General features: G+C 66.2%; 6 protein-coding genes and 1 pseudogene. 3 read left to right on the forward strand and 4 right to left on the reverse strand.

Annotated features, from left to right (window positions below):
• Positions 1-12: 12 nt before the first annotated feature.
• From FBR43_RS10915 to FBR43_RS10925, 3 genes are all read left to right on the forward strand, one after another.
• Complete coding sequence (locus tag FBR43_RS10915) at positions 13-780, forward strand: pyrroline-5-carboxylate reductase family protein (RefSeq protein ID WP_136944166.1); 768 nt, start codon at positions 13-15, stop codon at positions 778-780.
• Positions 781-817: 37 nt separating this feature from the next.
• On the forward strand, positions 818-2,146 hold the full coding sequence (gene rimO / locus FBR43_RS10920; protein ID WP_136943157.1) for a 30S ribosomal protein S12 methylthiotransferase RimO: 1,329 nt from the start codon (positions 818-820) through the stop codon (positions 2,144-2,146).
• A 75-nt stretch (positions 2,147-2,221) separates the two neighbouring features.
• Complete coding sequence (locus FBR43_RS10925; RefSeq protein WP_136943158.1) at positions 2,222-3,622, forward strand: leucyl aminopeptidase family protein; 1,401 nt, start codon at positions 2,222-2,224, stop codon at positions 3,620-3,622.
• Between the two features lie 177 nt (positions 3,623-3,799).
• On the opposite strand, the gene FBR43_RS10930 is transcribed toward FBR43_RS10925, so the two are convergent.
• The 4 genes and pseudogenes from FBR43_RS10930 to FBR43_RS16310 form a co-directional block, all read right to left on the reverse strand.
• Positions 3,800-4,417: a helix-turn-helix transcriptional regulator gene (locus tag FBR43_RS10930; protein ID WP_136943159.1), complete on the reverse strand. Its 618-nt coding sequence runs from the start codon at positions 4,415-4,417 to the stop codon at positions 3,800-3,802.
• 668 nt (positions 4,418-5,085) lie between these two features.
• Complete coding sequence (locus tag FBR43_RS10935; RefSeq protein ID WP_136943160.1) at positions 5,086-10,545, reverse strand: beta strand repeat-containing protein; 5,460 nt, start codon at positions 10,543-10,545, stop codon at positions 5,086-5,088.
• A gap of 34 nt (positions 10,546-10,579) precedes the next feature.
• The gene (locus tag FBR43_RS10940) at positions 10,580-12,946 is read right to left on the reverse strand and encodes a cadherin domain-containing protein (protein ID WP_169542578.1); all 2,367 of its coding nucleotides are present in this window, start codon (positions 12,944-12,946) and stop codon (positions 10,580-10,582) included.
• A 257-nt stretch (positions 12,947-13,203) separates the two neighbouring features.
• Positions 13,204-13,402, reverse strand: a pseudogene (locus FBR43_RS16310) (secretion protein); the annotation flags it as partial.

Genomic DNA, 13,402 nt, shown 5'->3' on the forward strand with positions numbered 1-13,402 from the left:
CACCGGCTGTGGATGGTGGGTGCCGGCAACATGGGCGGCGCGATGCTGCGCCGCTGGATCGATGCCGGAACGCTCGCGCGCGACGAAGTGCTGGTGCTGAACAAGAGCGGTCGCACCGTGATCGACGGCGTCGAAAGCCGCACCGGAGCGCCCGATGCGCCGCTGCCCGACATGGTGATGCTCGGCATCAAGCCGCAGATGATCGACGCCGCGCCCGCTTTCCTGCGCGATCGTGATGCGCCGGTGCCGCTGTTGATCTCGATCCTAGCCGGCGTCGATATGGCGACGCTGGCCGATCGCTTCGCCGCACACTCTATCGTGCGCGCGATGCCCAACCTGCCCGTTGCCATCGGCAAGGGTGTGGTGGCGCTGCACGGCAGCCGCGCCGGCGATGTCGACGCGCTGATGCAGCCCTTGGGGCTGGTCGAGCGGATCGAGGACGAGGCGCAGTTCGATCTGGTCACTGCGCTCGCGGGCAGCGGGCCGGGCTTCACCTATCGCTTCATCGACGCGATGGCCGCGGGCGCCGCGGCGCTTGGCCTGCCCGCCGATCAGGCGCTGCGACTGGCGCGTGCGACGGTCTACGGATCAGCCTCGCTCGCCGCCGATGCCGACGTCTCGCCCGCAACGCTCGCCGATCGGGTTGCGAGCCCCGGCGGATCGACGCGCGAGGGACTGAACGTCCTCGACGCCGACGATGCGCTGGCAACGCTGCTCACGCGCACGCTCGACGCCGCGACGCGCCGCAACGCCGCGATGGCCGCCGAAGCGCGACGATAGCTTTTTTCGCGCGCACGCCCTATGTGCGCGGCCGATCATGGCAACGCGAATCCCCGAAAGCCCCAAAGTGGGCATGGTGTCGCTCGGCTGTCCCAAGAACCTGGTCGACAGCGAGCGCATCCTGACGAAACTGCGCTCCGAAGGCTATCGCATGTCGCCCGATTATGCCGGGGCCGACGTGGTGCTGGTCAATACCTGCGGCTTTCTCGACAGCGCGAAGGAGGAAAGCCTCGAGGCGATCGGCGAGGCGATCGCAGAGAATGGCCGCGTCATCGTCACCGGTTGCATGGGCAAGGAAGCCGAGGTCATCCGCCAGCGCTTCCCGCAGGTGCTCGCCGTCACCGGCGCGCATCAGTATGAGCAGGTGGTCGATGCGGTGCACGAAGCCGCTCCGCCCATCCCCTCGCCCTTTGTCGATCTGGTGCCCGAGGCGGGGCTCAAGCTCACGCCGCGGCACTACAGCTATCTGAAGATCTCCGAAGGCTGCAATCACCGCTGCGCCTTCTGCATCATCCCCGCGCTGCGCGGCGATCTTGTCAGCCGCCGCCCCGACGCGATCCTGCGCGAGGCCGAGAAGCTGGTCGAGGCGGGCACGCGCGAGCTGCTGGTCATCAGCCAGGATACATCGGCCTATGGCGTCGATATCCGCAAGCAGCCGCGCATGTGGAAGGGGCGCGAGGTGGTGCCGCACATGACCGACCTGGCGCGCGAACTGGGCCAGCTCGGGGCATGGGTACGCCTCCATTATGTCTACCCCTATCCGCATGTCGACCAGGTCATCCCGCTGATGGCCGAGGGGCTGGTGCTACCCTATCTCGACATTCCCTTCCAGCACGCCGCCCCCTCGGTGCTCAAGCGGATGCGCCGCCCCGCCAACGAGGCCAAGGTGCTCGAGCGGCTGCGGCACTGGCGCAGCATCTGCCCCGATATCGCCATCCGCTCGACCTTCGTCGTCGGCTTTCCCGGCGAGACCGAGGCCGATTTCGAATATCTGCTCGAATGGCTCGACGAGGCACAGCTCGACCGCGTCGGCGCGTTCCGCTTCGAGCCCGTCGAGGGCGCGGCCGCCAATGCGCTGCCCGATCCGGTGCCCGAAGCGGTGAAGGAAGAGCGCTATGCGCGCATCATGGAGCGTACCGCCGCGATCTCGGCGACCAAGCTCGCCGCCAAGGTGGGACGCAAGCTCGACGTGATCCTCGACGCGGTCGATGACGAGGGCGGCGCCACGGGCCGATCGATGGCGGATGCGCCCGAGATCGACGGCGAGGTGTTCCTGCGCGACGTGCACGGCCGTGCGGTCGGCGACATCGTGCGCGTCACCATTGAGGACGCCGACGAGCACGATCTCTACGGCACGCCTGCTTGAGCAAATCGCGCAATTGCCGCTGCTTGCCGCATAACGATGCGTGACGCCGGGCATCCGAGCGCCTAGCCTGCCATCGTGATCGACCTTGCTCCCTGCCTTGCCCCCGATCGCGGTCAACCCGCACGCGCGATCCACCTCGTCGATGCGACGACATTCGACGACTGGGTGCGCCGGCAGCCACCGCGCCATCGCGCGGCGATCGGCGCACAGCGACTGACGCCGAAAGGCTATGCCAGCGCGATCCTGCCCGGCGAGGCGCCCGAAAGCTGGGCGGTGGTCAGCGTGGTCGCCAATGTCGATGCGCTATCGCCCTGGTGCCTGGCCAACCTCGCCGAAACGCTGCCCGATGGCATTTACCGGCTCGAAGGCCGCGAGCCGGGCGTGGCGATGCTCGGCTGGCTTCTGGCGCAGTACCGGTTCGACCGTTTTCGCGACGACGATCCCGTAGCACCCCGCATATTGCTCACGGGCGAGCCCGCACGGATCGATCCGGTGCTGCGCATCGCGCGTGCGACATGCAGCGTGCGCGATCTGGTCAACACCCCCGCAGCCGATATGGGGCCGGCCGAACTCGAAGCGGCGGCGGCGGCACTCGCCGAAACGACGGGCGCCGCGCTCACGGTCACGCGCGGCGGCGAACTCGAGCGCGGCTATCCGATGGTGCACACTGTCGGCGCCGCCGCCGCGAAGGGCCGCGAACCGCGCCTTGTCGAACTCGAATGGGGCAATGCCGACCATCCGCGCATCGCCATCGTCGGCAAGGGTGTGTGCTTCGACAGTGGCGGCCTCGACATCAAGACCTCGGCCGGCATGCGTCTGATGAAGAAGGACATGGGCGGCGCGGCGCACGCGCTGGCGCTTGCCCGGCTGGTGATCGAGGCGCGGCTGCCGGTGCGCCTGCATCTCGTCATTCCTGCTGTCGAGAATGCGATCTCGGGTGCGGCGTTTCGGCCCGGTGACGTGCTGCGCACGCGGAAGGGCCTGCATGTCGAGAACACCAACACCGACGCCGAAGGCCGGCTGATCCTGGCCGATGCGATCACACGCGCGTGCGAGGCCGAGCCCGATCTGCTGCTCGACTTCGCGACGCTGACCGGCGCGGCGCGCGTTGCACTTGGGCCGGAATTGCCGCCCTTGTTCTGCAACGACGACCCGCTCGCCGACGCGCTGCTTGCGGCCGCTGCCGCCGAGGACGATCCGCTGTGGCGGATGCCGCTATGGGACGGCTATGACGAGATGCTCAAATCGGACATCGCCGACGTGGTCAACGCCCCCGAGGGCGGAATGGCGGGAGCGGTAACGGCCGCGCTCTTCCTGCGTCGCTTCGTGACGCCGGGCATCGCTTGGGCGCATTTCGACATCTTCGCATGGCGCCCCGCCGCCAAGCCCGGAAGGCCCCGCGGCGGCGATGCCATGGCGTTACGTGCGGCATGGCGCATGTTGCGCACGCGCTATGGCGGCGACGCGCACGGGTGAAGCGCCAAGCGCAAATCGGTGGCTGGAGCCGATTTCAACTACGCCGAGTCGGCGCCGGCCCGCTCCCCCAAACTGACACCCAGCCATGCTGCCTTTACGGTTGGCTGCGTGAGCGGGCGAACCTACGCCGCGCTGTTCCGGGTTTGCCGAAATAGGCGCCAGCGTGCGACCGGCGCTTCAGGCAAAGGGCTCCTGTTCGGCGAGCCGCGCGAGCAGACCGAGCCGGTTCCCGACGAACCGCACCGGTTCGACACGCAGATTGGCGATCGACCGGACGAAGAACTGGCGAAAGTCACTCCGCAGCTCGCACCATGCGATCAGCTTGATCCCCTGCCGCGGCTGCACCAGCACGAGCGGAAGCACGCGGCGCGTCGAGGTTACGCCATCGAGCGCCGTGTAGGCAAAGCCGATCTCACGGCAATCGGCTATGGCGTCGTGCAGCACCGACAGTGCGGTCGCGAATTCCGGACCGGACGCCGGGTGACGCGGTTGGAACACAGGCGAATCCTGCTCGAACCTCCGATAGATGCGGACCAGCAGCGCCGCTTCGGGATCGGTACGCGCCAGCGTCTCGATCGCCGCTTCGGCCTGCTCGGCGAGAACCGGATCGCCCCGCTCGCCTGCCCGCGCCAGACCGCGCAAAGTCGCATCGCGCAGGAAGCGGTCGTCACGAAGAGTGGCGCCGTCGCCCTCCGCCGCTACCGATGCGTTGCGCGGCAGCAGGGCCGTAAGCGTTCCCGTCAGGCCTGCCGCAAAGCCGCGGCGACTGACCTTTAGCCTTCCGACAACGCGCATGACCCGCTCTCCCCCTCCCGCGAGATCGCCGATCGATCTTCACAGCCTCGGCGCAAGCCCGATAGCAGTCTGCGCCCCGGTTGCGTAGCGATACGGGCGCGCGGCCCATGACGCGCCTTCGGATTGATTTCTCCGATCGGTATCGACCACGCGTAGGTCAGCCTGCCACCTGCGATGCTCGGTTGGGCGTAGAGGCACTTCTACACATGTGCCGCGCTCGCCCGATCCTTTCGGACCGACAAGCGGTACTCCGGCGTGCGCAGCTAGGCATCAGCATGCTCGACCGCGCCGAGCGGCGTCTTTAGCTACCAAGGATGCGCTAATGCGCACACCGCGCTCGCGCATTGCCCCGTTGCTTGCCGGACTCTCGGAGTTCAGCTCTCCCTTGCCCTGCGCTACCCCGCAGGGGCCATCTGCGCCTGCCAAATCGCCAAGACTCATAAGCGCTCGTTCGCCGGTTCGATTCAAGGCCCGGCATTGAGAGCGCGCCGCACGCGAAGCGCGCGCGATCGCGATTGCTTCCGCGAACCGACCGTCGGCAGATGCATAGGCCAGCCGGGCTTCAACCGCCGACTTCTCAACTTCTTGAAAATTGCGGAAGCACGAAAACGAAAAGGCCCCGAAGCTTGCGCTTCGAGGCCTCCCGATCATTCAGTGGCTAGAACCGATCAGACCGTACCGATCAGGCCGATCTCGGTCAGGCCGCCCGCGCCATCGACGTCAACCAGCTCGGTGAGCCCGGTAACGCCCGTCAGCTTAACGACGTCCTGGAAGGCGTCGTTCAGGCTGACGTTGGCGATGGTGCCGATGTACGTGTCGCCGTTCCACTCGAAGGCGATGACACCCTCGTTCGCACCGGCCACACCATTCAGCTCCTGCTCGATCAGCTGGAGTGCCGCGAGGAACGTGGTCTGTGCCTCGACCGCTTCGCCAAGCACGCTGTCCTGCTGCACCACACCATCGACGATGCCCGAGGCAGTGACGTCGGCGATGATGTCCTCACCGAAATCGATCACGTCGGCAGTCGCTGCAAGTCCGGCAGTCGTGTCGGTATCGACGTCGAAGCCGATATAGGCCTCGGTCGCCGCCGCCGCACGCGATGCGTCGCCGACATTGATGAGCACGGTGTCGCGCGCCGCAACGGTCTCGGTCAGCGTGACGGTATCGCTACCGGCGCCGCCGACCACGACATCCGAGCCTTCGCCGGCATTGATGATGTCGTTGCCAGCCTCGCCGAGCAGGATGTCGTCGCCCGCGCCACCATTGATGGTGTCACGACCGCCGCCGCCAAGCACGGTGTCGTCGCCGGCACCTGCGTTGAACGTATCGGCTGCAGCGCCACCGAGCAGCGTGTCATCGCCACCACCGGCATTGACCACCAGCGCACGTGCGCCGGTGAGCGACGAGCCGTCGACAACCAGTTCCTCGGTATTGACGACATCGTCACCGCCGCCGATCTGGCCGTCGAGGCCGACATCGGTGACCACTTCGCCGCGCAGGCCCTGCGCATTGATCGTGATCGTCCCCGTTGCCGAAGCAAATGCCGTGTTGTCGATCGCGAGGCTGTACGAGTTCGTGGTGCCGGCAACGTCGGCGGTCGGCGCGGTGTTGTTACGCTCCGCGCGGCCCGCTGCAAGGTTCACCACTTCGAACGCGGTGATCCCCGTCGTCACGCCACCGACGGTGGTCGTGCCGAGAACCAGGCCCTGGCCGCCATAGGTGGCAGTGCCGATGTTCAGCGTGTCGTTGCCTTCGCCGCCGTCGAGGAAGTCGTCGCCATCGATCGCAGCGCCGCCATTGACGATGTCGTCACCCGCACCGGCGCGCACCACGTCGTCGCCGCCGCCCTGGATGTTGAACGTGTCGGCGAAACGAGAGCCGATCAGCGTCACATCGTTGTCGAACTCGTCGTCGTTGATCGTGACGCCGCGCTCCGAACGGTTGGTGGCGTTGATCGTCGTACCGTCAACGTCCTCGCCAAGATTGACCACGTCAAGACCGGCTTCCTGCGAGAAGAAGCCCATATTGAACGTGAACGCGGTGTTCCCAGCTCCCGGACCACCCTCGAGCGTCAGCTCCTGGATGTTGAAGAAGCGGTTGTTGAACCCGACATCGGCCAGTTCCTGCGCCGCCGCGGTGCCCTCGATGAGCAGCGTGTTGGTGCCTTCGCCGCCGTCGACGAAATCATTCTCGGCGTTGAACTGCGTGACGTTGAGCACGATCGTGTCGTCGCCGGCGCCGCCGAGCAGACGGTCCGAGCCGGCACCGCCGATCAGGACGTCGTCGCCTTCGCCGCCTTCGATGACATCGTCACCCGCGCCACCGTCGAGCACGTCGTCGCCTGCGCCGCCGTCGATCAGGTCGGCGCCGGCGCCCGAGATGACCTCGTCGTCGCCTGCACCGCCACGCACGTCGAGTGCACGGCCCGCGCTCAGCGTGCTAGCGTCGAGCGCCAGCGTGTTGTCGGTGGTGCCGTCGTCGTCGGTACCGACGATGCCGTCCGTGCCCGCATCGGTGACGACATCGGCGGTCAAACCCGATGCATCGACGATGAAGCGCTCGGGACCTGCAACATTGGCATTCTGCAGCGTCACGAAGAAGTCGATCGTGTTGCCTTCGAGGTTGGCATCCTCGTTGGCGGCATCACCACCGAGCAGCGTGAGCTGCTCGAAGCCCGTCACGTCGGCGCCGAGCGTAACGGTCTCGACCACATTCTCGTTGCCACGGTTACCCGTTGCGCTGCCCGAGGTGTGGATGCTGTAGCCCGAGCCCGCGACGATCTCGTCGAAGCCCGCGCCACCGCTGATGACGGCGCTGTAGTCGGTGTTGAAATAGGTGCGCAGGATATCGTCGCCCGCACCCAGATCGATGTCGCTGTTGTTGTCGACAGTGTAGAGGAAACCACCGATCGGGTTGCCGTCGGCATCGACTTCGCCGCGCGCGATCAGCACCTCGTCGTCACCGTCGCTGGTGATGACGCCGCCCGAACCTGTGAACACGGTGAGATCGACGTCGCCCACGCCGCTGGCATCGACATCGTCATTGCCATTCGAAAGCACGCGGATCGTACCGATCCCCGTGTCGGCGAAGTTACCGGCAAGCGTCACGGTCTCGGTGCCAGCCGTAACGTCGAACACACGAAGTTCCTCGAGCCCGGTCTTGTTGGCAAAACCGGCGTCCTCGATCGAATCGTCGGCGAGGATGCCGAGGATGTCGTTGTCGGCCTCGCTGCCGCCGTCGACGATCACGTCGCCTGCAACCAGCTCGGCGACGCTGTTGTAGCCGTAGAGGTCGCTGCCGTCGCCGCCATCCATCAGATCGTCGCCGAGGCCGCCGACCAGTATGTCGTCGCCCGCGCCGCCGAGCAGCTGATCGTCGCCGTCATTGCCTTCGAGACGATCGGTGCCGTCGCCGCCATTGAGCGTATCGTCGCCCTCGCCGCCGAGCAGCTGGTCGTTCCCGCCGCCACCAGCGGCCAGGAGCGAGCGGTCACCGGTGAGGCCGGTACCGTCGACGAACAGGAATTCGCTGTCGACGATGTCGTCGGCGGTGCCAAGATCGCCATCGGCGCCCAGATCGACCACGACTTCGCCGCGCAGCGCGCTGCCATCGATGAACAGGCTGCCGCCCTCTTCGACATTGTCGTCGACGACGGTGATGTCATAGCTCACCGCGTTGCCGGCAACGGCGTCGGTGCCCGCGAACGGATCGGCCGCGACGGCGTCCTCTGCCGTCGCGATGACGACGTTCTCGAAGTTGACGAGGTTGTCGTTGAACGGGTTGCTGTAGAGCAGCGAGTTGACGCCAAGGAACAGCAGGTCGCTGAGCTCGGCACCGACAAGGCCACCAAGCTGAAGCGTATCTTCGCCGTCGCCGCCATCGAGCAGACCAGCGACGCCCGCGACAATCGCGTAGTTGGCATTGAGCAGGTCGTCACCGTCGCCGAGATCGACGTCGCCGGTGTAACCCTGGATGCCCGAGCCGCCGAAATTGTCGGCTGTCAGGAAACCGCCCGTCACCGAGCCGAGCACCTGAATGGTGACCTCGTCATTGCCCGAGCCGGTCTCAATGTCGCCAAAGCCCAGCACGGTCAGATCGGCCGTGAAGCTGCCGGCATCGAGGTCGTCATTGCTCGAATAGATGCGCGTGATGCCAGCATCCTCGGCATTGCCTTCGAGCGTGACGGTCTGCGTGCCCGTAAGATTGGTTTCGAGTGCCTCGAAGCCTTCCTTGCCGGCGAACTGCGCGTCGGTGATGACCACGCTCGAGTTCACCACGAGCGTGTCGACATCGTCGGCGCCGGTACCCGTGTCGACTACGGCTTCCGCAGCGACGAACTCACCGTTGTTGAAAACATAGGCGTCGCTGCCTTCGCCGCCGTCCATCACGTCGATGCCGGCACCGCCGGTGATGATGTCATCGCCGGCGCCGCCGAGGATGTTGTCGTTGCCAGCGCCACCCTGAAGCTGGTCGTCGCCGCCGCCGCCGACGAGGAAGTCGGCCGACGCGGTACCGACTACGAAGTCGTCGCCCATGCCGGCATTGATGTAGCTGCCGGCACCGCTGGCGAAGATCGCCTCACCGAACATCGTGCCGAGCACCACCTCACCGAACGTACCGCGCTGCGTGCCCGAAACGTCACGCACGTCGAAGCGACCACCGGTGAAGCGGATGCCTTCATCGTCGAAGCTCGATACCGGACCGGTCAGGCCGTCGCTGCCGTCTTCCGACTGCGCCGTGAGCGCCAGATCGCCGTTGCCGTCGAATGCGTTGCCGTCACCGACCGCCGTGCTGGTGAAGGTGATACGCACATCGTTGGTCTGGTTGACCAGCTGCACCGCGTCGATCGGGTTCGCGAACGACGTCGGCGTCGAAACCGAAGTGCCCGTGTTGATGCGATCGGCACCGACCGCGAGGTCGGTGATGACCAGATCGGCATTGGTGTTCGACATCGTGACGTCGAGTTCGTTGGTGAACGCCGCGTCGCTGATGTCGAGCAGCGTGCCGCCGCCGACATTCTGCGTGTCCGACGCCGTGGTGTCGACCTGGACGATGCCCGCTTCGGCAGCCTGGGCGCCGAGCACGACCTGCGTGTAGTTGGTCTGCAGCACTTCAACGCTGGTGACGTTGGTGAAGTCGACATCGTCGAGAACGTTGGGAGCGACCGCGCCCGAGTTCAGCAGCACCAGCGTGTCGGTGCCGTCACCGCCGCCGATATTGTCGGCCTGCGAGAGCAGCTTGCCCGCGAGCAGCTGGTTCTGGACGCCGCTGATACGATCGTTAGCAGCGCCACCGAGGAAGGTGTCGGCGCCCGTCGTCAGCTCGAACGACTGGGGGACCGGCGGCGGCGGCGGGGCGACCGCGTCGTTGTCGACGATATTGGCGGCAACGAACTCGCCGTTGATGACGACGCCGGCGGTGGCCGAAGTCGTGCGGATCACGACGCTCTCGGTCGGCTCGGTGACGGTGTCGTTGATCGTGCTGACCGACAGGATCTGCGTGGTCTGGCCCGGCGCGAAGGTGATCGTCGTCGAAACGGCGGTGTAGTCCGAACCGGCGGTCGCGGTGCCGGCATTGGCGCCGCTGTTCACCGTCGAGACGTTGATCGTCACCGGCGTGTCCGAAGGCTCGGACAGCGTGAACTCATAGACGATCGCGTCGCCTTCGTTGACGTTGCCCTCGGCAACAGTAACGGTCACCGTCGGCGTGGTGGGAACGGGGTCGCCGCCGTCGCCGATCGGCTGCGGATCAGCGGTCACTTCCTGGTCACCGATCGTCACCGTGGCGACGCCGTTGTTGACGACGGTGTCGAGCACCAGCTCGACGTCGCTGAAGCGGAGCACGGGATTGTCGTCGCCGGTCAGCGCCGACTGCGGCGCGGGCATCGTGACGACGGTGCCGTTCGGGCCGGTGATGACGAGCGACGAGCCGCTGCGCGAAATCTCGTACTCGGCAGCCGCGCCGGTGAACACGATCGTGTCGCCGCCGGCGTTGAACGAACCGTCGAGCTCCTGGCTGCCGCCGCCGATGGTGATGGTCTCACCGCCGTCGACGGTGCCGAATACCTGGTTGTCGCCTGCAAGCGTGAAGCCGAGAGTCTCGCCTTCGTTAAGCGTGATAATCGCCATTGTATTTCACCCCTTGGATAAAGCTGTTTTACGCTCAGGCGTAGCTGAAGAAGTCGAAACCAAGCGCTGCCTCGGCAGACGCTTCGTCCTCGATGAAGTCGTTGATCGACACCGCGTCGACCAGCGTGATTTCGGAAGCCGTCCCGTTGTTGTTGAACGAGATCACCAGATCGGTCCCGCGCGACGTGAAGCTTGCGACCGTGTCGGCACTGCCACCCGAACGACCGGTGAGCACGATGCGATCGTCATCGCCGAAGCCGCTGATCTCGGTGCCCACATTCTGCACCGACGCATCGTCGACATAGGTGAAGCTGGCCGTCGAGGCATCGAACGAAGCCGCGCTCTCGACCGCAACCTCGTCACCGGCAGGCGGCGGCGGGGGCGGAGGAGCGACTGGCGGGTTGGGATCGTCGCCCTCGCCCAGGAAGAAGTCGAAGCCCACGGCCGCTTCTGCCGATGCTTCGTCCTCGACGAACACGCTCGCATCGGCCACGGCGTCGGTCAGGCGGATGCTCGTCACCACGCCGTTGTTGTTGAGACTGATAAGGATGTCGTTGCCGAGCGACGTGAAGCTGTAGGTGCCCGTCGCCACGTCGCTGAGGATGACGTCACCCTCGCTGAAGCCGTTGATGACCGAGAAGTTGCCCTGTGCGGCATTCTCGATGAAGCGGAAATCATCGCCGGCAGCGTCGTAGTTGACGATGGTCGTCGTCGGGATGCCCGCACCGTCGATATCGACATCGGTGCGCACCGGCCCCTCGGGCAGGTCGTTGACGTTGACCGTCAGCGCCAGGCTGTCAGTCAGGCCACCGGCGTCGGTAGCGACGAGCGTGACGTTGTAGGTCGAGCGCGCCTCGAAATCAGGCGAACCGATCAGCGAGACCGCACCCGTTGCCGCATCGACCGTGAAGAGCGCGGCATCCGCACCCGTCAGCGAATAGGTGATGGTGCTGCCCGCATCGGGATCGACCGCAGTGCCCGTGAACACCACGGTGCCCGCCGCGACGTTCTCGTCGACCGAGACCGTTGCCGTCTCGACGCCGAAGGCCGGCGCTTCGTTGACGTCGGTGACGGTGACGACGACGGGCTCGGCATCCGAAGCGCCCGAGGGATCGGTCGCGATCACGGTGATGTTGTAGGTGGTGCGCGCCTCGAAATCGGCCGAGGCGAGCAGGCGGACCTGGCCGGTCGCCGGATCGATCGAGAACAGCGCCGCATCGGCACCGCCGAGCGAATAGGTAAGCGTGTCGCCGTTACCGTCGGTCGCGACCGCGGTGTAGACGACGGTGTCGACGGCAGCATTCTCGGCCACAGTGGCAGTGCCGCCCGAAGTGATGACCGGCGCCACATTCTCCGCGACGTCGTTGACGTTGACCGTCAGCTCCTGCGACGCGGTGAGGCCGTCGGGATCGGTCGCGACGACGGTGACGGTGTAGGTCGAGCGCGCCTCGAAATCGGGCGAGGCGACGAAGCGGACTTCGCCGGTGGCCGCGTTGATCGTGAACAGTGCCGCGTCAGCCCCGGTCAGCGAGAAGGTCAGCGTGTCGCCGGCATCGGGATCACTGACATTGGCCGCGCCATTCACCGTGGCGTCGGCATCGAAGATCACCGTCGAAGCGGCGATATTCTCGTCGACAGAAACGGTGCGCGTTGCGGTGGCGAAGGTCGGCGCCTCGTTCACGTCGGTGACGGTGACGGTGATCGTCTGCGTCGTGCTGGCAACGGGCGATCCGTTGTCGGTCGCGGTCACGGTGAAGGTGTAGCTGGCGTCGGCCTCGAAATCGGCCGAGGCGCGCAGGCGTACTTCACCGGTCGCCGAATCGATGGTGAACAGCGCCGCATCGGCACCGCCGATCGAATAGGTGATCGTGTTGCTCTGCGCGTCGGTCGCGTTGGCGTCGTACACCACCGTCGTGATCGGCGCATTCTCGGCGACCGTGGCAGTCGTGCCCGAGGTGAAGGTCGGCGCGGTGTTGGCAGGCGGCGGGGGCGGAGGCGGCGGCGGCGGGGGAGGCGCCACCACTTCGTCATCGTCGCCACCGCTCAGCGCCAGCGCGAGAATGCCGCCGGCCAGCAGCACGCCGCCGACGATATAGGGCGTGACGTCCTGTTCGCCGTCGTCATAGGTCGTGGTGGCCGTCGTGTCCTGCGTGGTGGTGGTCGCCGTCGTGTCGACGGGCGTCGTCTGGACGGGGACGAACTCGACCACCGAAGCAGCCGCCGCGGGCACTTCGGCGCCGGCGACCATCTCTACCGGCGCATCGGCGGCGGTTGCGGCCATCGCCGGCGCCGCCGCGACTTCCGCTACCGCGACATCGACCGCCTCGACACCGTTCTCGACGGCCACGGCCTTTGTGGCGGGCACGAGATCGGCGCCCGGCTGCAACACACGCTTCGTCATTGACATCCCCTTGTGAACGCTAGGCTGGGGCGCGCACGACGCCCCTAAAGTTAGTTCTGGCGGAGGTTTGGACGAAAAGAAATGCGATTGCAAGCGGCAATCGTGAAACGAAAGACGGTATAAACGGCAGTTTTCCGGGGCTCATCGGTTCCCCCTCGGGCCGGCAGCGTACCCTCCGGTCCGGGTGCTTGTTGCATATTCACAGACCGGATCGTGCGCGGAACGACCCGCTCGGGCAACGGTTGGAACCGCCCGGCTCAGCGTTCGCCGAGCGATTCCGATATGGTACGGGTGATCGGCTTGGTAAGATAGCGGAACACCGTGTTCTCGCCGGTCTTGATCTCGGTGGTCGCCGTCATGCCCGGCTGCAGGTCGATTCGCTCGCCCGGATTGGGCGATCGCATCGCTCGCGTGTCGACGCGCAGATGCACGCGGTAGAAAGTGAGGTCGCCGCCT

The organism is Sphingomonas baiyangensis, from assembly GCF_005144715.1.
Lineage (GTDB): Bacteria > Pseudomonadota > Alphaproteobacteria > Sphingomonadales > Sphingomonadaceae > Sphingomonas > Sphingomonas baiyangensis.